The organism is Bacillus sp. MMSF_3353, from assembly GCF_030733445.1.
Lineage (GTDB): Bacteria > Bacillota > Bacilli > Bacillales > Bacillaceae_G > Bacillus_A > Bacillus_A wiedmannii.
This window is the reverse complement of sequence record NZ_JASHJA010000003.1, coordinates 306,126-328,029: the sequence shown is the minus strand read 5'-3', so window position 1 is coordinate 328,029 and position 21,904 is coordinate 306,126. Positions and strand designations below refer to the sequence as shown.

Here is a 21,904-nt window from a genome sequence, read left to right as displayed (position 1 = left end):
TCATAGAAAATTAAAAGATTTCATCTAAAGCAGAGCCTATTCCAGATTTAATTCGGTCTTTTATAGAGTCTTTTTCACCATCATTATTCCAGTCCCCTTTATCGAACTTAATTCCATCCGTTATTATGCTAGATACTACAGAAGCGGTAAAACCTACACCAGCCCCAATCACAGTTCCAATGGGTCCTCCAATTGCTGTACCGACTGCAGCACCCGCCCAAGTACTAGCAGCAGTAGAACCTACTCCAACCGCTACATCACCAACAATGTCTCCTACAATTTTACTACTGCTTGCATTACTTTCCAAATTTTCTTTCATATCTTTAAAGACATCTAAACCGGTACTTATATATCCTAATGCGTTATTTTTTAACGATATAAAAAATTTTTTATCCTTGGTCACGATACCAGCTAAACATTCTCATTAGCAATAGATTGAAAAAATATAAAGTAAAAAAGACAAACATAATTGTTTGCCTTTTTCTATACTTCTATCTATTATATCAACCTTTTGAAAAATTCGTTTGCACCTCTTGAATTGGCCAATATCGTAAATCAACTTTACCGACAACTGTATCAGCTTTTACAAATCCAAAGTGTCTACTATCCCAGCTCCCGAGGCGGTTATCACCCACTACAAAAATATAGCCAGGTGGCACCGACTTTTCTTTCGTTAACTCTTCTAGTTTAAAATCACCTGTTAGTTGTCGTCCATTTATCTCTTTCTTATACGTTTCTAAATAAGGTTCATCCACGAATTGTCCGTTTATATACAGTTTATCATGCTTATATTCAATTTGATCTCCAGGTAAACCGATAATTCGTTTTACGTAGTCCTCTTTTTTATTCGCATGAAACACAACAACATCAAACCTGTTCAAGTCCCCCACTTGATAACTCACCTTATTTACAACGAGCATATTACCATCTTGCAATGTCGGCATCATTGACTTCCCCTCTACAACGTACGTCGAAAAGAAAAACGTTCGAAAAAATACAGCTAATAATACACCAATTAAAATTGTTCGTATCCACTCTATGCCTTCTTTTTTCAAAGTTTTCTTCATCCGCTTCTCCCCTTATCCTTTAATAATGAAGCTTTCCTTTACAAAGAAGACTATTCTTAATGTAGTTCTAACTTTACTTCGATTTTCTTACCGACATACCATAAAATAAAAATACCAATTGCTACAATGACTGATTTCACCGGATTATGAATAAATGACATTAAATCATGACCGATATACGTTAAAATAAAAATCATCACAAGCTTTCCGAACGCAAGCGCAAGCCCGAACTGTTTTACACTAATGCGAGATAAACCAGCGACAACGTTTATAAGCGCAGACGGTGTAAACGGAAAACAAAATATGACGAAAATCGGCGCAAATCCTTTCCTTTCAATCCATCCCATTGCCTTCCTTACTTTCTCATGTTTATTTACAAAAGAAAAGAAACGACTTCGTCCAAAATGGCGGATAATGAAAAAGACAAGTAAGGCACCCATTACTGATCCAAGCCAAGAATAAAGAAAACCGAGCCAAAATCCAAATGCAACAGCATTTGCCAGTACAAATACGATGAGTGGCAATGCCGGAATCAACGCTTCTATCATCGGTAAACCAATACCAAGAAGTGGTCCGAACGCTTTATAGCTTTCAACAATATGATCCATATTTTCTGGTGAAAAATACTCTTTGATTGTCTGAAAATCCATTCTACACTTTACCCCTTTACTCTAAGTACTACCTCTACTGTATCATTGCTTATATGAAAGAGGAAATGGTAGATACGACATATGGAGATGTAATTATTAAGTTTCCATATCTTTCATTAGAATTCCTTCATTATTACGCTATGATAATCTATCAATATTCGACAGGACGTTTCGCGGTTTTAGAAGTGACACTTTTGTTTTGTTGACAAATTCCTCAGTAGGTGAAATTATATCGGGGATTTCTCAAATATATCGACTTACCGATAAAAACTGACAAATAAAAAAGATGGGGATTTTTCCCCATCCTCTTAAACTTCCTCTTCTTTCACAAAATATACTTTCTCGTATGCTGGTTTTAATCGAGATTCTTGAGTTTTATCAATCTCTTTAAAACAAGGATTCCCTTGTTTTTTTCTACGATCTTCATATTCAGTACGCAATTTCGCTGTACGATTTAGTTGATTTTCAAAACTGCTTTTTGATATTTCTAATTTCACAGCAAATCCATTTATAAATCTAACAATAACATTTCCATCTTTTAACTCTTTATTACTTTCAATATAAAAATGAGACAACCAAGCGCACTCTTTTCTAGAGTAAGAATAAGTAGGAAAAAAATAAAATTGATCCGCTGGACTAATCGCAATCGGTGCTTTATGTGTAATATGAGTTAACTCTTTCGTTCCTTCTTTTCTGCCTAAGAAACTAGAGCCATGCTTGCGGCAACTTCTTTCTATAATATCTAGGGGCTTTTGAAATACGAAAAAAGAATCTTCCATCTCAACAACTCGTGTAACGATTTTCTTTTCACTTAGAATAACAGGAAGTAAGGCCATTGTATTTTTATTTACCACATAGTTTTCGACATAGCGTTCTACTTTACTTTCCATATTCTACTGTCTCCTTTTTTCTATTTATATTAGCAGCTGCATATATAATTTTAGCACCTATGAAAAGGAAATGCTTTACAGATTACGCTTTTTTACAATACTTTATCATTTATCAAACATCTTTTAAATTTAAAATTAACAATATAGTGATTTTATAATAAAAAGCCTATATAAAATGTATTTATACTACCTATAAATATTTACAACCGCTTCCTCATTTCGCATCATTACGACAATTAACTTTGCTATAATTAAAAGGAAAATCCAATAAATGGAGGTCCACTATGGAAGAAAAAGAAATGCAACCAACGATTCAAATGAAAAATAGCAGCATTGTAATCGTGAAAAACTCATCCAGCATTATATTCGGCTTATTTTTCATTCTACTATTCTTTGCAAAACCTTTTTGTAAATCGAAATGCTCTGAATGTAAGAAACGCGAAAAGAAAAAGATGGGAAAAGAAGAGTAAAAGGCCTTCCATTTTGGAAAGCCTTTTACTCTTCTTCATATTCATATTTTCTTCCAAGATTCCCTGTATCTCTTTCAATTTGTAATAGAACTATATATCGATCTTCATCCAAAACAGGAGAATGAGATTTCTTCAAATCAATTAACGCCACTTTATTATGTTCATAAGTTTTCGCATACGCTTTTATCTCTTCAATCGTATTGTTTAAGTCTTCTTCGTTATCTCTACGAACATCGAGTATGACTTCATTTGTATACTTTTCCCCCAAATATAATCATTATGCTCGTATATTACAACAAAAAAAGGATGGCAGCAGCCATCCTTTTCCATAATGAACTATAAAATTATAGTTTGATTACGTTTTTAGCTTGAGGTCCACGGTTACCATCTTCGATTTCGAAGCTAACTTTTTGACCTTCTTCTAGAGATTTGAAACCTTCAGTTTCGATTGCAGAGAAATGTACGAATACATCGTTTTCGCCTGGAACTTCGATGAAACCGAATCCTTTTTCGTTGTTAAACCATTTTACTTGTCCTGTTACTGCCATAATTATTTCCTCCTAAAGAAAACACAATTTATTTTAGTCTTCCTGTATAAAAAAAGAATCCACACATTATCAAACACGAAACATAAACTAGTTCTCACATACTTTTTCTCGTTCGTTTTTCGGCACTTGATAATATATGGATTGCTTAATTTAACTATTCAACTGACTTCATCATAGCATACTTAAAATGAAATGTACAATCTTTTTTGAAAATAACTGACAAATTAAATTGATTGTACATTCGTAAATAATTGATTTTAGTATGTGCGGATTTCACTATAAAGTGAACACATACATCATTTGAATACGATTACATCCCTTGTTCTGAAGTGTTACAATATAATCGTACAGTCGTTATATTGGAGGGGATTATATGTCAAACTACACCAACGAAGAAAAGCTTACAGGGGGAAATGTATCAAATGTGTATCGTTCTGAAAATACTGTTCGGCGAGAATTAAAGCCAGGCAGTGCAAAAATTCATACATTATTACAGCACTTAGAAAACAAAGGATTTCATCATGCTCCAAAGTTTTTAGGTGTAGATGAAAAAGATAGAGAGATTTTATCCTTTATTGAAGGAGACGCTGGGAATTATCCTTTAAAAGAATATATGCGATCTAATGATGTTTTAAAGGAAATAGCAAAGATGCTCCGCCTTTATCATGATGCGGTAAGTGACTTTCCCTTATCAGATGAATGGCAACCGATGGATCTTACTCCAAATGACATTGAGGTTATTTGCCATAACGATTTTGCTATATATAACATTATTTTTCATGACGAGAAACCAGTAGGTATTATTGATTTCGATGTTGCTGCTCCTGGTCCGAGAATTTGGGATATCGCTTATACGCTTTATACTTGTGTACCTTTAAGTAGAGTGTATTATACAGAATCGGGTGAGGCAGTTCATTATGAATCGGCACAACATGCTAGCCGTATGAAAGAAAGAGTGAAATTGTTTGTCCAGTCCTACGGTAAACATATGGACGAAGATTACTTAGGAATAGTGTTACTACGATTAGAAGCATTATGTACATATATGAAAAGAAAAGCACAAGAAGGCGACTTGAATTTCCAAAAAATGATTGATGAAGGACATTTAGAGCATTATGAGAAAGATATGAGGTTTATTCGCGATCATAGAGCTGAGTGGATTTGATACTATCGTCTTTTTTGTCGGTAAATCGATATATGTGAAAAATCGTTCCGAAAATAACAAGGAGCACCCTTCAAAAAGGTGCCCCTTCCTTTTATTTCGTAAACTGTGCTTCTTCTGTAGATCCTTTTAGCGCTGTCGTTGATGAAGTACCGCCTGTAATAACTTGAGCTACTTCATCAAAGTAACCTGTTCCTACTTCGCGTTGGTGACGAGTTGCAGAGTAGCCGTGTTTTTCTGCTGCGAATTCTGCTTGTTGTAGTTCAGAGTATGCTGCCATGCCGCGCTCTTTATAGCCACGTGCTAATTCAAACATGCCGTAGTTTAATGAGTGGAATCCCGCTAGTGTTACGAACTGGAACTTATAACCGTAAGATGCGATTTCTTTTTGGAAGCTTGCAATTGTTTTTTCATCTAATTTTTGTTTCCAGTTAAATGAAGGTGAACAGTTATATGCAAGCAATTTCCCTGGATGCTCTTTATGAATTGCATCCGCAAATCGTTTTGCATCTTCTAAATTTGGTTCAGATGTTTCGCACCAAACGAGATCTGCATAAGGAGCGTATGCTAAACCACGTGCAATTGCTTGATCAAGACCTGCTTTCGTACGGTAAAATCCTTCTGGAGTTCTTTCACCTGTAATAAATGCTTTATCAACCGGATCGATATCGCTCGTAATTAAATCTGCTGCATCCGCATCTGTTCTTGCAACAATAATTGTCGGCACTCCCATTACGTCTGCTGCAAGGCGTGCCGAGATTAAATTACGCACCGCTGTTTGCGTTGGTAGTAATACTTTTCCGCCTAAATGGCCACATTTTTTCTCTGAAGATAATTGATCTTCAAAGTGCACACCTGATGCACCTGCTTCAATCATACCTTTCATCAGTTCAAATACGTTTAATTGTCCGCCAAATCCAGCTTCTGCATCTGCTACAATCGGTACGAAATAATCTGTATCACCGCTTCCTTCCATATGCTGAATTTGATCCGCACGTTGAAGTGTTTGATTAATTCGTTTTACTACAGCAGGTACGCTGTTCGCTGGATATAAACTTTGGTCTGGATACATATGTCCAGAAAGGTTCGCATCCGCAGCAACTTGCCATCCACTTAAATAAATTGCTTTTAGCCCAGCTTTCACTTGTTGCATTGCTTGGTTTCCTGTTAATGCGCCAAGTGCGTTAATATAATCTTCCGTATGAAGCGATGACCAAAGCTTTTCAGCACCGCGGCGCGCTAATGTATGTTCAATATCAATTGACCCGCGCAAGCGAATTACATCTTCTGCCGAATATGGACGTGTAATCCCTTTCCAGCGCTTATCTAGTTCCCAGCTCTCTTGTAATTTCTCAATTCTTTCGTTTCTCATTTGTTCCATCCCCTTTTCACTTTATAAAATTTCATAACCCGGTAATGTTAAAAATGGTACGAATTCATCATTCCGAACGAGAGTTGTAAACAACGTTGTCGCCTCTTGGAATCTCCCTTTTTTAAAGGCTTCTTTACCAATCTCTCTTTCTATTTTTGCTAGTTCTTCTTCTTTTAGCTCTTCCATCAATTCAAGCGTAATATTACGACCGTCATTTAGCTTTCCACCTTCATGGCGAATCCATTGCCATACTTGTGCCCTAGAAATTTCCGCTGTTGCCGCATCTTCCATTAAGTTATAAATGGGTGCTGCTCCCCGTCCGCTTAACCAAGATGCAATATATTGAATACCTACGCTAATATTTAGGCGAAGCCCATTTTCTGTAATCGTTCCCACTGGTACTTCTAATAAATCCTTTTCTGTAACATGTATTTCTTCACGTTTTCTAAAAATTTGATTCGGTGTTTTCATAATGTGATTAAATACTTCCATCGCGACTGGTACAAGTCCCGGGTGGGCAACCCAAGTCCCATCATGACCGTCTAAAGCTTCGCGCTCCTTATCTGCACGCACTTTTTCAAAAGCCGCTTCATTCGCTTCTGGATTGTTTTTAATCGGAATTTGTGCCGCCATTCCTCCAATAGCTGGTGCATTACGACGGTGACACGTTTGAATGACTTTCAAAGAATACGCGCGCATAAATGGCGCCGTCATCGTGACTTGCGCTCTATCTGGAAGTAAAAATTTATTATGTTTACGAAAGCTCTTTAGAAAGCTGAAAATATAATCCCATCTTCCGCAATTTAACCCAGCAGAATGATCTTTAAGCTCATACAAAATTTCATCCATTTCAAACGAAGCGTGAATCGTTTCCAGTAACACCGTCGCTTTGATCGTTCCGTTTGGAATACCAATATATTTTTGAGCAAATACGAAAACATCATTCCATAACCTTGCTTCTAAATGGCTTTCCATTTTCGGTAAGTAAAAGTATGGACCGCTTCCTTTTGCTAAAAGAGCCTTTGCATTATGGAAAAAATAAAGTCCGAAATCTACTAAGCTACCAGACATATTCTTCCCATCAACTTGCATATGTTTTTCTTCTAAATGCCATCCTCTTGGACGCACAATTAATACTGCTGTTTTACTATTTAAACGATATTCTTTTCCGTTTTCATTTTTATGTGAAATCGTTCCCTGCACTGCATCTCGTAAGTTTATTTGACCTTCAATCGCATTTTCCCAAGTTGGTGAATTCGAATCTTCGAAATCTGCCATAAAAAGATGCGCTCCTGAATTTAAAGCGTTAATAACCATCTTTCTATCCACTGGTCCAGTAATCTCTACGCGGCGATCCTCTAAATCTTTTGGCAATTGAGCAATTGTCCAATCCGCTTCACGTATGCGCTTTGTTTCTTCTAAAAACTTCGGAAACTCTCCTGCATCAATTCTCTTTTGTTTCTCCGCACGCTTTTGTAAAAGTTCTATGCGGCGCTTATTAAAATTTTCATGTAGTTCCTTTAAAAAACTAAGCGCCTCAGGTGTCAATATTTCGTTGTACGCTGGTAACATTTCTCCGGGTAATGTAACCCGTGAAGTTTGCGTCGACATATTAGCATCCCCTTCTTAAACTGTTTTATAACAGATTTGATTTTATGTTTTATATTATATAACAAATCTTCAGAAAAGGAAGTTTTTTTTGAAAATTTAATTGCTTTTTTTTACAAAACTGTATTCTTCCACCGGCATTACATATAAAAAAAGAAGCCAGTGTTATACAACACCGGCTCCTTCTTTATTATTTATTTAAACATTGAATTAAATAAGAACTGAGCATATTGTTCACGTGTTACTTTCATGTTCGGAGCGAAGTTACCCTTTCCATCTCCTACTGAAATACCATTTGAACCTACTGCATTAATCGCATTTTCTGCCCAATGTCCCTTTGGTACATCTTTAAATTTTGCTGTTCCTTGTACTTGTAATCCAAATGCTCTTGTAAGAACTTGCGCCATTTCTGCACGTGTTAACGTAGCTTTTGGTCTGAAGTTCCCATTCTCGTCACCTGTAAAGATACCTAATTCTGTTACTGCTAAAACTTCAAAAGGAAACATCGTTGAGTTATCATCAACAATATCATTATATGGGCTTTCTAATACCTCATCTTCACCAAATTCTTCATCAAGATCTAGTGCGCGATAAATTAAAGCGGCTACTTGTTCACGATTTACGTTATGTCCAAAACCGAACACACCATTTCCGTAACCAAGCATAATTTCATGTTCTGCTAAAGTTTGAATTGCTTTATAAGACCAATGTCCTGCTGGTACATCTTTAAAGATTGCCTGACTTGCTTGTTGTGGCTTTGCAGCTAATTCAGCTTTTGCTGTAGTCCCCTCAGCACTAAATGCTACTCCACCCATAATTGTTAAAGCTGTTGCTACTTTTAAAATTTTTTTCTTCAAAGTATTCTCTCCCTAAAAACATATTTTTTTCTAATATAAAGAATTAACGAAAGCGTAACAATATAATTTCCATGTGATTTTTGTCTAATTTATGAACTATATTTCATATACTTTTATTTACACTCTATTAATAATAAAGTTACTAAATCTCATATTTAAGCAAGAAAAAGTTACTTTATTCAATCTCTTCTTATCCACTAAATTCCAACAACTAAATTATGAATAGAAAATTTATATACTTATAAATAATATAAAACAATAAAAAAGCGTGGAATTCCCACGCTTTTTTATTACTTTATATTATATTGATATAATTTAAATGTCCTTATATTTTAACTTTCATTCATAATCCTCATCTTTTACAGGAAAATAAAAAACAGCTTTATTTAAAAACGTTGCATATCGCTCACGTGTTACAACTTTATTCGGTTCAAATTCCCCATTTCCTGTTCCTACTATGACATGATTAGACTGCAGTGCACTGATCGCATTTTTTGCCCAGTGATTATTTGGTACATCTTTAAATGTATGGTTCTTCTTCACCTCAAATGTAAATGCCTTCGTAAGAATTTGCGCCATTTCTGCACGTGTTACAGGTGCGGCTGGTCTAAAGTTTCCTTTTTCATCACCTTCAAAAATACCATGCTTTGTTAATACTAAAATTTCATCTAAAAACATTGTTGCCCTCTCAGAAATATCTTTGTATGGATTTTTTAAAGGTCCTTCTTTTTTCAAATTCAATGTACGATAAAGTACTGCTGCTACTTGTTCTCGTGTTACATTATCTCCTACACCAAACTTACCATTTCCATAGCCTAACATTACTTTATTGTATACTACGTCCATTATATCGTCATATGCCCAGTGGTTTACTGGAACATCATCAAAAACAATCATTTCTGGATATTCTTCTGCTTTTACGTTTGTAACATTTGTACTTATAAACAAGCCGCCCATAATAGTTACCGTTGCCATTATACGTAACATGTTCTTCTTCATTGCCCTCTCCCCTTTATCTCCATTTAAAAAACGGAAAATAATAGACTGAAATCCTTTCCAATATTACATATGTTGCCTTCGCACCCGTTATGCAATATATTACATTTAAAAAATCTATTATTGTGAAAATCACTACTAAAGGAGAGCCAATTCGCTCTCAATTTCAATTTTTATACCGAATTATACGCAAATCATTTCTCTTTCCTATGATCATTTAAGGGTGTTTCTATACATTAAATATTCTACTTTCTTAAAAAGAAATCCTTCACATTTTAAAAGTTCATTTTCTAGACAAAAAAAGCAAATATATGTTGTTATTCCTTATATATCGACGTTTCGACAAAGAATATCAACTGGACTACAACATACGAAAATAATAACCTATCTATTAATAAAAGCCCATAATGAGCGGAGGATGTCTCCTCTACAAATTATGAGCTTTCTCTTTATCTATTCCATTTTCCCTGGCGAATTATCAATTGATCGTTGTAAAAACTTCGCAAATTGCCCACGTGTAACGAGCATTTCAGGCTCGAATTTGCCATCTCCCGTTCCTACCGCTACATTATTAGACTGTAATGCGCTAATTGCATCTCTTGCCCAATGGTTTTCTCGTATATCTGTAAATGTATGCGGACGCTTTGTTTTCAACTCATATGCTTTCGTTAAAATTTGTGCTAATTCTGCACGAGTCAGTGTATCTTTCGGACGGAAATTTCCATTTTCGTCTCCTTTAAAAATACCAATATTCGTTAAATGTAAAATTTCGTAAGGAAACATTGTTGATTTCCCACTAATATCTCCATATGGATTTTCATTAAACACACTTCTTTTTAAATGAAGTGCACGATGTAATACTGCCGCCGCCTGTTCACGTGTTATATTATCTTCTACACCAAACTTACCATTTCCATATCCATACATAATTCGATGATATACTAAATTCGTAATTTCATCATATGCCCAATGACCTGTTGTTACATCATCAAACTCTATCATAATATTAGGACCGGATTTTTGGGGAACATCAGTATTTGCAGACACACCATTTGCACTTACAAATATTCCTCCCATTAAAGTTAACGATGTCGCTATCTTTACTAGCTTTTTCATCTCTCTCATCTACCTTTTCCTTTATTTTCCTACCTTTTATATTGTACAAAAAATAAGGGAATTTTCAATAGAATACACCTAATTATTTACAATTAAGAATACAAACTTTCTTTTACCGCTATTTTTTCGTCCTTTGTTTTTCGAAAAGTAAATGCCATTCCTACAAATATAAGAACAATCCCTACTACTTGCATACTAGTTGGTCTAAATCCGGTAAAGACTGTATCTAATAGGATTGCAACAGCAGGATCTAAAAACACTAATACAGAAATTAATCTCGTCGATAAACCTCTTAAACTGTCAAAAAATAAGTAATATACAAATCCCGTATGTATAAGACCTGTCGCTGTGATCATCATCCAGTTCATCTCTGTTAACCCTTGAAACTTGCCAAAGTCTACGAATGGTAGCAATAAAAATATACCTAAAAATGTTTGTAAAAATGTCATCGCATATGCGCTCGTATGCTGAATTCCTTTTCCTAATAAAGTGGTAAAAGCATAAAATAATGCTGCAAGAAGTGCCCATACCATTCCAGATGACATCAGTTTTTCAAGCGATAGACTTCCATCCACTCCAGCTACTAAAACTGTACCGATAAAACAAATGACAATGGACATAACCGCAAACACTGTAAGTCTCTCTTTAAATACAATACTACCAATCATTAATACGATAATGGGTGCAAGATGATAAACTGAAATCGCAATTGTAATCGACATAACTTCAAACGCTTTAAATAAAAATACCCAGTTAAAAACGAGAAATACACCGCATGCTAATATTTGCATTACTTCTTTTTTATTCCATTTCTCACTTTTATACTGTCCTGTTACGAGCCAACATAATGCTAAAAATATAGTCGCACAAATGCAACGAACGAATACTAATTCAAAAGACGGTAAACCTGTTTGAGTAGAAAAAAATCCAATTGATCCGAAAATAGACATCGAAAGGATCATTTTTATAGCCGGCATTGATTTTTTATTGAACACCCTTTCTCTCCTCCTATAAACTATCTTTTACAAATGAAAAATCTCCAAAACATTACGTATTATTATATATTACAATCGGAAAATTGTAAAAAATTAGAATATATTAAGTGATAACTGCACAAAATTCCCATAAAAAAATCATCCTTTGTTATATAGGATGATTTTTTTTATTTATTGAATGGAATTTTTCTATATTAAAACTTAAATATACTACTACTTTTGAAGAGTAAATTGGGCAACTATTTGTTTTAATCCTCCTGCTGCATTATGCATATGTTCAATTGAAACCGAGATCTCTTGAACAGATTTTTCTTGCTGTTGAATAGACTCTTTTACCCTATCAGTGCGGTCAGATGATCTTTGGGATATTTGAGCCATGTCTTCTGCAGAAGCCGAAATCTCTTCACTACTCGCTGCAATTTCATCTGTAGACATAGATACCGTTTGAATTTGCTCAGATACTTGCTGTACTTTTTCTGTAATTTTTCCAAATACTTTTTCTGTATGCATTACTACTTGTGTACCTGCCTGTACCTCATTATCTACTTTCCCCATCATATGTACCGTATGGTTCGTTGTTCCCATAACTTGAGTAATAAGCTTCTCAATTTGTTTTGCAGAATCACTAGATTGTTCTGCTAATTTTCTTACTTCATCTGCCACAATTGCAAATCCTCTACCACTTTCCCCAGCACGGGCAGCCTCAATTGCGGCGTTTAATGCTAATAAGTTAATTTGAGAGGTAATACCTTGCATAACATCAATGATTTTAACAATTTCTTCTGATTGTTCTTTCATAGTCTCTACTTGTTTCACACCGTTATGTACTGAATTTTGGATTGTATCCATCTGTTGAATCATTTGTTTCATTAATTTGTTACCACTCTCTGCATCTAATGCTGATTGAGCAGACAATTCATTTACAGAGGATGATGTATTCACTATACTCTGCATTCCTTGTGTCAACTCTTCCATCGCACCCGCAGTTTGCTCCATTGCCTGCATTTGGCCCTCTGCGCCATTTGCAACTTCTTCAATATCTATAGTGATTTTCTTCGCTGCACCACTAGATACTTCCGATGCAGATACTACTCCGTCTGCATGTTGGAATAAAAGCTGAATATTATTCTCTACTTCTTGCATATTTGTTCTTAGCCCTGCAATCATTTCGTTAAAATCACTTACTAATACACCTAATTCATCCTTAGCATTATACTCACCATGTACAGTTAAATCTCCTTCTTTTGCTCTTTCCATCATACGACTAACCGTTTGTAAAGGTGCAACTATAAGCTTGCTAATAATATAACTTACTATACATATAATGACTGTAGTAACTACTACAAGAATGATAAAAGTAATAACGGACCGATCTATCATTTTTTGAGAATCTTTAAATACTTGGTCAGCTAAATTTGAAACATACGCTTCTAGATCTACAGCATAACTAGCTAACTCTACTCCCTTCGGTTTTAATTCCTTATGAAATTCGTTTACCATTTGAGATTCATTTGTTACCTTCGCTTTATCAAACAACTTCTTATATGTCTCCATATAACTTGGCAAAGATTCCTTCATCTTCTGAAACAGCTCATCCTCTTGCTTACTTAAATTGAAGCCATCATCATATTCTTTTAATAAAGAATCATATTTTTCAAGATCCTTTTCAATATTACCAATAATCCCCTCTTTATTTGTCCCCTCATTTGGTGACGCTGTAATTAATTCTAGTAAGTTATACTCTAGTGAATTTTGTGTACGAAGCATTCCTTCTAATAAAACTACAGAATGTTGATAATCATCTACTACAACCTCTGTATCATGCTTAATCTTATTAATAGAATTAATTGCTACGCAGCTCATAATTACCATGCTCAATACTGCTAATGAAATAAGCGATAATAATTTATATTTCACTTTTAAATTTTTTAAAAAATACATTTTTTCACCTTTATTCCTTTATATATAGATTTTTAGAATTTTATAGCTTATTATTCACAAAATCGCAATAAAAAGCAATGATAAATATTCCCAATATAAAACTTATATCTCTAAAAAAGAAGTAGCATAATCGCTACTTCTTTTTGCTTTGTTTCTCATATTGTTCAAACGTATGAATTCTTTCGAAAATTGGTGGATGTGTGTATAAGAAAAACTTCACTAACGCAGGCGGATTCACTTGGCTTAAACTCGTCTTTGATAAATATTGAAACGTTTTTACACCAGATTTCCCGTCTTTCGTCATATCTAAAGCGTATTGATCTGCTGCTCGTTCTTCTATACGAGAAACATAGTTTGTTGCTGGCTGTGATGCAAAAGAGAGTACAGAAGAAATTAAGAAAAATAAAGGTAAAATTGAAAAACATGCTACTTTTGAAATTTGCAGCGTATCTCCCCATTTTCGAATACACATATTTATAATACGACTAATGAGATACATCCCTATAAACGATAGCAACACATAACTCGCAACGCCCCAATATATATGTTTCATAACATAATGCCCTATTTCATGGGCCATTATAAATAAAATCTCTTTATCTTTTAATTGCTTAAGTGTTGTATCCCACATTACAATACGAGCGTTAGGGCCAATTCCTGTTACATATGCATTTAATGCATTCGTTTTTTCCGACATATTTACTTCATATACATGTTTAGCTGGAATATCAGCTTTTTCTGCTATCGCTAAAATTTTCGTTTCTAATTCTTTATTTTTCAGCGTCGAGAAGTCATTATAAAGCGGATCAATAACGACCGGCTGTATAAATGTTAAAAAGATTGTAAATGGAACAGAGAGTGCCCATCCCGCTAGCCACCATCTCTTCGGGAATTTACGGATAAGCCATAACAGAACAGTAACTACGATTAACATAGTCGCATAACTTTCCCAAAAACCGATAACATGATCTTTTATCCAGCTTTGTGTACTTTGCGTTGAAATGCCGTAATCAACGGATACTTTTCGGCTAATCCATTGCATCGGCAGGGCTAGAACTGTTGTGAGTAGTGATAAATAAAAGAAATAAATCGCAACTTGCAGGACACTTATTTTCGTCGTTTCCTTCGACCATTTCTCAAACTTTCTTGAAACACCGAGCACAAGTACAAATAATAAAATAATCCATTCCAGAGGCGTCGCTAAAAAATACAGTAAATTTTTCACGCGCGAATAATCTTGGCTTAGCGTAAGCTCTCTCGCATTCATAAACGTTTCTGGATCTGCACTCGTTCCTTTATACATGTCCGGAATCAGTTCATGATTCCATCCAAATAAATACCAATATATAAGCAACGCAAACCCAACGTACAAAAAAAGCGACCACCCAATAACCTTCCTCACGCTATTCCCTCCTCTATGCTGCCTGTCTATTATTATTGTAAGTTCGTACATGCTAAATTAGAACAAGCTTATTATGCGAATTGCTCGCGAGCCTTTTATTCACATAAAAAAACTCTTCTACAAATAGAAGAGTTTTACCTACCTTTAGACACTTTCTTCGGTTCATACTCTGGGATAAGAAATATACTTACAACCCAACATATGAAACCAGCCCCTTTTATATAGCGTATATATTCATAGTCTTGAAAAAATAACGTCGTTACAATAAGCGTAAAAAAACCTACTAAAATTAGTACGTATCCTATTTGCTTCTTACATAACATAACGCGCCCCCTTAAGGAAGTATATCCATTAATAAACTAAAATCTTGTAAAGAAAAAGAACTATATTTCATAATACCTTGCACAGCTAATAGTAAAATGAGACCGGTCACACACATATAATTAATGCTTTCTTCACTCTTTTTTTCAGCAACTATTCCACCGCTTATACATAATATTCCTAGCAAATGGAGTGCTAAATACATAAAGAAATAAGCTTCCTCCCAGCGAAGAATAACATTGACTGTCGTGATCAGCACTATACTAAGCAAAATCAAATAAAAAAACTTATTTGATGATATTGTTTCATTCATATAATTTTATACATCCCTTTCAAATTTAGAATTAATGATGTTTCAAAGCTATAAAGTAAATGATAGTTTTCATACTATAAAACAAAAGGAAAGCCCCCATTACTTTCTCGAATACTTTATAAACCCACATATACTTCTCTTCATTTTTTCTGAAGATACACTTCATCATCGCTTCTACAATAAGACCAAATAGTATTAAAACCCCTAACACAATAAGAAGAGAAATAATATTTTCTTTTAAAAGAGTACTAGAAAATAAGTAATACTCTAGAAACACGATCGTATCTACTACAGGTTGCACCTAATGACACACGCTTTTATCACAAATATCTGTAAGAAACGTAGATTCTATCATGTCTTTCAATATTTTTTCAACCGTTTTCTTCATCTTACTTATCCCCCACTACGTTTGAAAAACTCTTTTCCTGCTCTACATATATAGCTGGCATTTCTTTATTCCAATATTTGCGGTTAACAAATAAAAAGATGAGTACTAAGTTTAATCCCGTTATAAAAATAAGAAGCCCTGGAAAGAACGTCGTATAATTTGAGAAATCTGCAAAACTCATTATCTCTTCTTTATTTATTAGAAAAGAAGCACCGATTACAAATGCATTGTTTAACATGTGAATAGCAATTGGCATGAGTAAGCTATTTGTACGAATATATACGATTGATAGTACAACGCTAAATACTACTGCGCCTAGGAAATCAACATGTAACAACGCAAACAACATCGCTACTACAATGATTGCTATACTCGTTCCCCATTTTGCTGCGAAACGTTGCAGTAAAAATCCGCGAAAAACAAATTCACCGATAATTGGTGCGATGAACACGACCATAATAATTTGATATACATATCCCCCTGTGCTATCAATAACCGGTTCACGTAATGCGTTCATAATAAATTCCGGTGTAATCCATGCAAAACTATACATGTACAAAATAAGATATCCATAACTAAACACGGCTAACATAAGTGCAATGTATAAAACTTGCACCAGGTTAAATGTTTCATTTTTATTAATAAATAATGAAAAGGAAACACGGTGTTTTCTATACTCAAAAAAAATCCATGTAATCGGAAAGATATAGAATATAAGAATATTTATAAAAGTAGAATTTTGCATATGAAATGTATTTTCTATCAATTCATTACTGACTCTTGCAACTAAAGTTAATAGTGCAAATACAATTAAAAAATACCTAACTCGCATCGTTTGAAACGGATTCACACTCATCTCCTCCCCTATGTTACTTTTATCATATCATTTGATTCTTAATTTTTTGAGAAAGAAAACCTTAAAATTTCCTTAAAAATTCCATAAGTTACCGAAAGATGATATGATATTCGAGGAAATTAGGAGGGATTTTTATGTATGAAGCAAATATTTTGCTCGTTGATGATGAAACAGCAATTTTACAATTACTAACTACCATTCTTGAAAAAGAAGGTTTTTCTCATATTACAACTGCAACATCGGCTGAAATAGCTTTATCTCTCACGCAGCAAAATGAATACGATTTAATTATTTTAGATGTCATGCTTCCTGGACAATCTGGTTTTGATATTTGTCCAATCATTCGCCAGAAAACAGATTGCCCGATCTTCTTCCTCACAGCTAAAACATCTGATTTAGATAAAATATCTGGATTTTCACACGGTGCAGATGATTATATTACGAAGCCATTTAATCCACTTGAAGTAGTAGCTCGTATGAAAGCACAACTCCGAAGACATATGAAACAAGCAGTACCACACGAACAAAAAGCACAATCCAGTTCCTTTGGTAGATTTGAAATTGATCGATATTCCGCAGAGCTTACAGTAAATGGACATGTTGTCGAATGTTCCGCCCAGCTATTTCAGCTATTACTCTTCTTTTGCGAGAATCCGAATTACGTATTTTCGAAAGAAGAAATATACGAGAAAGTTTGGGGAGCACCTGCCTATAATGGCGATGATAATACCGTTATGGTCCACATTCGAAAACTACGTGAAAAAATTGAACAAGACCCAAGTAAACCAGAATATATAAAAACCGTTCGCGGACTTGGCTATAAGTTCCTTACAAAGTAGGGTGACGATATGAACTTTAATAAACGACTTATTATTCAGTTTATCATGCAACACGTATTTGTTTTAGTTACATTACTGATTGCTGTAGTAGCGGCTTTCACGTATTTAATTTTTCTTGTTACGAGTACTTCATACGAACCGAATATTCCAGATGCTGATAATTTTATGATTTCAAGATATATCTCTTCAGAAGATGGCGATATTTCGTTAAAAGCTGAAGTAAAAGACTTAATTAAAGAAAAAAATGATTGGATTCAAGTTGTAGAGGAAAATGGAAAAGTTCTCTATCACTTTAATACGCCGAGTGACGTACCGACATCTTATACGAAAACATTTTTATTCTCGTATATACAGAATCATATAGAAAGCCCTTATACATTTACATATTGGGAAATTGAACTAGAAGAAAAGAACGTACTTGTTATATACGGCGGTATGTTAAAAAGCAATGTATTACTGAAAACAATCCAGAAAGAGCACCCGTCTGTATCTACGGATTCGTTCACATTAACAGAAGAAGAAAAACAGTTACTTTCTAAAGAAAAAGCAGCACTTCAAATCTTTAATAGTGATGGCGAAGAAGTATTCTCCTATCCAGATGGAAAGAAAAAAACGTTTTCTGTCATACAAGCTGCTCTTAGCGAAAAGGAACCGTGGAATCATAAAGAAAACACGTCTAGCTTTTACGACACAAATAGCAATCATCTTCTTGTTGTAACTGCCAAAAATGAGTACTACTATCCAGATGATGAAATAGACGATGTATTTACTAAAAAGTTTCTAATCGGATGCGGATTAATCCTTCTTATCGTATTTGTTTATTTAGTCATTCTTTCTATTTGGTACGGTAATAAATTTGGAAAACCGTTACTCCATGCGATGCGCTGGCTTAAAAACATCGCTGGTGGAAAGTACGAAGAACCTGTTAGTAAAAAAGGGAAACCTGTCAGGTTCCGGCAATCTGGTAAAGAAAAATGGTCATTCCGCTTATTTAGTGATGTGACAAATTCACTAGAGCACCTTTCTATTACACTCAAAAAAAATGATGCGATGAGGCAAGTACTGCAGCAAACACGTGAAGAATGGATTACCGGTCTAACGCACGATTTAAAAACGCCACTTAGCTCTATTTATGGCTACGCATTATTACTAGAATCAAAGCAGTACAACTGGACTGATCGTGACATTCAACAATTCGGCAGCGTTATGAAAGAGAAATCGCAATATATGACGACATTAATTGATGACTTAAGCTTAACGTATCAATTAAAAAATAACAGTCTTCCTGCGCAGCACGTAAACATTGAAATGAATCAATTCGTTCAAAAAGTATTATTACAATTTATTAATAACCCAACACTTCAAAATCAAAATATTGAATTCGTACCAAGCTCAAACAAAATTCAATATTTCATTGAAGAAAAATGGTTCCAGCGTATTATCGAAAACTTACTCGTAAACGCTGTAAAACATAATAATGAAACGACAAACGTCATCGTAAAACTTTCGCAAAACGCTACTTCATTTACACTATCTATTTCAGATAATGGAAAAGGAATGGATGATAAAACGAAAGAGCTTCTATTTGAGCGATATTACAGAGGAACAAATACAGAAGAAAGCAACATCGGAACTGGACTTGGCCTCGCTATTACAAAACAGCTCGTTCATGCTCATAACGGAACAATTTCTATTGACAGCGAACTCGGAAAAGGTACGACAATTATACTTGTGTTTCCATTTCATTCGTAGGAAAGGCGCTATCTGGCGTCTTTTCTTTTTTCTTTTCTAGGAGAATTCAACGGTAAATGAAATTATGTTACTCGCCTTTTATTCTTGCTTATTGCGATAGTTCAGCGGTACACGAAATTATATCAGCGATTTTTTGAATATATCGGCGTAACTCAAAATATATCAGCGATTTTCAAGATATATCGATTTGTCGACAAAAACCAACAATACCAGTCTACTCCTACTATACAAAGTAAAAATAAAACTATTAACAAATACATTTCTAAACTGTTATACTATAAATAGAAGTATAAACTAACTAAGTTTTGCATAAAATGAAGTAGACGAGGTGCTCCCAACACCCCGTCACTGCAACTAATTACCGCAAGGTGGAAGGTTGCAACTAAAGCTTATTTGCGCTTAGAAGACTTCCCACGCTTCGCAGGCAGACGGGTGGTCTTCTTTTTGCGCCTTTTTGTCGTTAATTTCTTAAATCCCATAACTATACCTTCTCTAGCTATAGTTTTTGTGATTTCCAACAAAATTTGCAAAAGAAATTCCATACGATTACACCTCCTTTCTCCACAAAATGAAGAAAGGGCATAACCTTCCACCCGCAATATTTAATTGCTACTTTATTTTATCATTTTTAAATGTATTACAGATGAGGCAATACAAATTTAACAATCCACTCGTAAAAATAACCTTTCACAACTCACTATGAAAGGTCATCTCCATATTTTAGCTATTTCCCTACAAACACAAACACATTCTAATTTTTGAACCCCTTTCCTTTTCCCTCTTTATAAAAAAGCGAACCATCTCCCAATGATTCGCTCTTATCCTATTATTTCTTCTTCACTGGTATCCAAAGTTCAATTTGAGCGAACTCACTTTTATCTGCATGGGAACGCTCATCGTATAGTTCAAATTCATTAACGCCACAATGTTCGTATCCTGAATGCGGGAACCATTCTGAGAATACTGCATTCCACGTTTGGTGAATAGACGATACCATTTCTTCATGAGGAACTTTCGGCGTTGTAAATACAGCATATGTCGCTGCTGGGAAAGTACGCTTCGCAACTTCATTTGGCACATTTTCAAACCCTGTAACTTCCATTCCAATTATATAAGTGAAGTCCCCTGTTTCTAAATTAAAATCAGTACATAATCCAAGCTCTACCCATTGGCTCGTATCTTTACGATTCGGAATCGTCGTTCCAAGGTCTTTTTGTAAATATTCTTGCCAAAATGCTGGGATGTCTTGATGGTTTTTCCCTTCTTTACTTGTCGTCTTCAGTTCATAACCCGCCATTAAAAATTCTGGTTTATTTACAATACGATATTCCATTTGTATGCCTCCTAAATACGGATTTAATTTTCTTTGTTTTACATTTACGCTGTAATACATCGGCGTTTCAATTTCTTGTTTTCGATATTCACTCGGTGTCATTTGAAATATTTTTTTAAAGGCTCTCGTGAACGTTTCGTGAGATTGAAAGCCATGCTCAAATGCGATATCAATAACTTTTTCATCCGTATGAGAAAGTTGATAAGCTGCCCGGGCTAACCTCCTCTTTCGAACATACTCCATTACTGTATCACCTACTAACGCCTGAAATACACGATGAAAATGCGACTCAGAAAAACCTGCAATGCGTGCTAAATTACGCAGCGTCTGTTTTTCCATTACATCTTCCTCAATATAATCAATTGACCTTTGAATTTGTGTTTCATAGCTTTCCATCTCTGTTCACCCGCCTTATATGTATTATGATAAAAGAGAATCCTATCCAATTCTTGACGTTTTTTACTATATTTTTAAAAACAAATGTAACTTTTTTATATGTATTTCGTTGTTATGTATGAAGGGAGGGAAATGTAGTGAAACGCAAACAATCATTAGAAGACATTTACTCCAAGCATATGCAAGATTCACTTTATTTCGCTATCTTCTCTCCCTAACCGGAGATTCCCACTATGCGGAAGATCTCATGCAAGAAACCTTTTACCGAATGCTCGTCCATATTGACTATTATAAAGGAGAAGAAATTAGACCGTGGTTATTTACAATTGCCTACAACGCCTTTATTGATTGGTATCGAAAAGAAAAAAGATATAAAACAACGACAGTTGAAGAATTCCATTTACCGAACATACCAAGTACAGAGCACTCTTATTTCGTAAAACATGAAATTGCTAGTTGGTTAGACAGTTTATCTTCTCTTCCCCTTGAAAGACGAAATGTGCTACTACTACGAGATTACTACGGATTCTCGTATAAGGAAATAGCAGAAATGACCGGTCTCTCACTAGCGAAAGTAAAAATCGAATTATACAGGGGACGAAAAGAAACGAAAAGCATAAAGGAGTGATCAG

At 34.7% G+C, this 21,904-nt stretch carries 22 protein-coding genes and 4 pseudogenes; 5 read left to right on the top strand and 21 right to left on the bottom strand.

Annotated features, from left to right (window positions below):
• Positions 1-10: 10 nt before the first annotated feature.
• From RBB48_RS09750 to RBB48_RS09735, 4 genes and pseudogenes are all read right to left on the bottom strand, one after another.
• Positions 11-379 (bottom strand): annotated as a pseudogene (locus tag RBB48_RS09750) (WXG100 family type VII secretion target); the annotation flags it as partial.
• Between the two features lie 124 nt (positions 380-503).
• On the bottom strand, positions 504-1,067 hold the full coding sequence (lepB, locus tag RBB48_RS09745) for a signal peptidase I (RefSeq protein ID WP_048567025.1): 564 nt from the start codon (positions 1,065-1,067) through the stop codon (positions 504-506).
• Between the two features lie 56 nt (positions 1,068-1,123).
• Positions 1,124-1,717, bottom strand: coding sequence for a TVP38/TMEM64 family protein (locus RBB48_RS09740; protein WP_000347516.1), 594 nt, complete (start codon positions 1,715-1,717; stop codon positions 1,124-1,126).
• Between the two features lie 308 nt (positions 1,718-2,025).
• On the bottom strand, positions 2,026-2,607 hold the full coding sequence (locus RBB48_RS09735) for a competence protein ComK (RefSeq protein ID WP_088062435.1): 582 nt from the start codon (positions 2,605-2,607) through the stop codon (positions 2,026-2,028).
• A 284-nt stretch (positions 2,608-2,891) separates the two neighbouring features.
• On the opposite strand from RBB48_RS09735, the gene RBB48_RS09730 reads away from it, so the two are divergent.
• A complete protein-coding gene (locus RBB48_RS09730; RefSeq protein WP_098649070.1) occupies positions 2,892-3,077 on the top strand; it encodes a hypothetical protein in 186 nt (61 codons plus the stop codon).
• A 25-nt stretch (positions 3,078-3,102) separates the two neighbouring features.
• Here the strand turns inward: RBB48_RS09730 and RBB48_RS09725 are convergent, their stop codons facing one another.
• Both RBB48_RS09725 and cspA read right to left on the bottom strand, forming a co-directional pair.
• Positions 3,103-3,345 carry a hypothetical protein gene (locus tag RBB48_RS09725; protein WP_142334589.1) on the bottom strand — a complete coding sequence of 81 codons (243 nt, stop codon included), beginning with the start codon at positions 3,343-3,345 and terminating at the stop codon, positions 3,103-3,105.
• A 76-nt stretch (positions 3,346-3,421) separates the two neighbouring features.
• On the bottom strand, positions 3,422-3,625 hold the full coding sequence (gene cspA, locus RBB48_RS09720; protein WP_000301521.1) for an RNA chaperone/antiterminator CspA: 204 nt from the start codon (positions 3,623-3,625) through the stop codon (positions 3,422-3,424).
• Positions 3,626-3,998: 373 nt separating this feature from the next.
• Between cspA and RBB48_RS09715 the strand changes: the two genes are divergently transcribed.
• The gene (locus RBB48_RS09715) at positions 3,999-4,790 is read left to right on the top strand and encodes a phosphotransferase (RefSeq protein WP_306007593.1); all 792 of its coding nucleotides are present in this window, start codon (positions 3,999-4,001) and stop codon (positions 4,788-4,790) included.
• A 91-nt stretch (positions 4,791-4,881) separates the two neighbouring features.
• Here the strand turns inward: RBB48_RS09715 and aceA are convergent, their stop codons facing one another.
• From aceA to RBB48_RS09655, 13 genes and pseudogenes are all read right to left on the bottom strand, one after another.
• A complete protein-coding gene (aceA, locus tag RBB48_RS09710) occupies positions 4,882-6,159 on the bottom strand; it encodes an isocitrate lyase (RefSeq protein ID WP_262720560.1) in 1,278 nt (425 codons plus the stop codon).
• Positions 6,160-6,180: 21 nt separating this feature from the next.
• Positions 6,181-7,770, bottom strand: coding sequence for a malate synthase A (aceB, locus tag RBB48_RS09705; RefSeq protein ID WP_088608387.1), 1,590 nt, complete (start codon positions 7,768-7,770; stop codon positions 6,181-6,183).
• Between the two features lie 191 nt (positions 7,771-7,961).
• A complete protein-coding gene (locus RBB48_RS09700; RefSeq protein WP_088062430.1) occupies positions 7,962-8,624 on the bottom strand; it encodes an S-layer homology domain-containing protein in 663 nt (220 codons plus the stop codon).
• A 339-nt stretch (positions 8,625-8,963) separates the two neighbouring features.
• Positions 8,964-9,623, bottom strand: a complete 660-nt coding sequence (locus tag RBB48_RS09695; RefSeq protein WP_306007592.1) for an S-layer homology domain-containing protein — start codon at positions 9,621-9,623, stop codon at positions 8,964-8,966.
• A 450-nt stretch (positions 9,624-10,073) separates the two neighbouring features.
• Positions 10,074-10,745, bottom strand: coding sequence for an S-layer homology domain-containing protein (locus tag RBB48_RS09690; protein WP_147786931.1), 672 nt, complete (start codon positions 10,743-10,745; stop codon positions 10,074-10,076).
• Positions 10,746-10,828: 83 nt separating this feature from the next.
• Positions 10,829-11,731 carry a DMT family transporter gene (locus RBB48_RS09685; RefSeq protein ID WP_137011512.1) on the bottom strand — a complete coding sequence of 301 codons (903 nt, stop codon included), beginning with the start codon at positions 11,729-11,731 and terminating at the stop codon, positions 10,829-10,831.
• A gap of 213 nt (positions 11,732-11,944) precedes the next feature.
• Positions 11,945-12,736, bottom strand: a complete 792-nt coding sequence (locus RBB48_RS31850) for a methyl-accepting chemotaxis protein (protein ID WP_412677804.1) — start codon at positions 12,734-12,736, stop codon at positions 11,945-11,947.
• Positions 12,737-12,892: 156 nt separating this feature from the next.
• A pseudogene (locus tag RBB48_RS31845) lies at positions 12,893-13,672 on the bottom strand (MCP four helix bundle domain-containing protein); the annotation flags it as partial.
• Between the two features lie 133 nt (positions 13,673-13,805).
• Positions 13,806-15,074 (bottom strand): M48 family metallopeptidase, encoded by a 1,269-nt coding sequence (locus tag RBB48_RS09675; protein WP_137011507.1) that lies wholly within the window; start codon positions 15,072-15,074, stop codon positions 13,806-13,808.
• 134 nt (positions 15,075-15,208) lie between these two features.
• Positions 15,209-15,397, bottom strand: a complete 189-nt coding sequence (locus RBB48_RS09670) for a hypothetical protein (protein ID WP_088062422.1) — start codon at positions 15,395-15,397, stop codon at positions 15,209-15,211.
• Positions 15,398-15,408: 11 nt separating this feature from the next.
• The gene (locus RBB48_RS09665) at positions 15,409-15,708 is read right to left on the bottom strand and encodes a hypothetical protein (RefSeq protein WP_088062420.1); all 300 of its coding nucleotides are present in this window, start codon (positions 15,706-15,708) and stop codon (positions 15,409-15,411) included.
• A 31-nt stretch (positions 15,709-15,739) separates the two neighbouring features.
• Positions 15,740-16,096: pseudogene (locus RBB48_RS09660) on the bottom strand (hypothetical protein).
• Position 16,097: 1 nt separating this feature from the next.
• Entirely contained in the window at positions 16,098-16,952 is an 855-nt protein-coding gene (locus RBB48_RS09655) for a CPBP family intramembrane glutamic endopeptidase (protein ID WP_088062419.1), read from the bottom strand.
• Between the two features lie 134 nt (positions 16,953-17,086).
• On the opposite strand from RBB48_RS09655, the gene RBB48_RS09650 reads away from it, so the two are divergent.
• Positions 17,087-17,791: a response regulator transcription factor gene (locus RBB48_RS09650; protein ID WP_088062417.1), complete on the top strand. Its 705-nt coding sequence runs from the start codon at positions 17,087-17,089 to the stop codon at positions 17,789-17,791.
• Between the two features lie 9 nt (positions 17,792-17,800).
• On the top strand, positions 17,801-19,543 hold the full coding sequence (locus RBB48_RS09645; protein ID WP_088062415.1) for a sensor histidine kinase: 1,743 nt from the start codon (positions 17,801-17,803) through the stop codon (positions 19,541-19,543).
• Between the two features lie 389 nt (positions 19,544-19,932).
• Here RBB48_RS09645 and RBB48_RS09640 read toward each other — a convergent pair whose 3' ends face one another.
• Complete coding sequence (locus RBB48_RS09640) at positions 19,933-20,085, bottom strand: hypothetical protein (RefSeq protein ID WP_046956985.1); 153 nt, start codon at positions 20,083-20,085, stop codon at positions 19,933-19,935.
• Between the two features lie 284 nt (positions 20,086-20,369).
• On the bottom strand, positions 20,370-21,272 hold the full coding sequence (locus RBB48_RS09635) for an AraC family transcriptional regulator (RefSeq protein WP_071721586.1): 903 nt from the start codon (positions 21,270-21,272) through the stop codon (positions 20,370-20,372).
• A 137-nt stretch (positions 21,273-21,409) separates the two neighbouring features.
• Between RBB48_RS09635 and RBB48_RS09630 the strand changes: the two are divergent.
• A pseudogene (locus RBB48_RS09630) lies at positions 21,410-21,900 on the top strand (RNA polymerase sigma factor).
• The last annotated feature ends 4 nt before the right edge of the window (positions 21,901-21,904 follow it).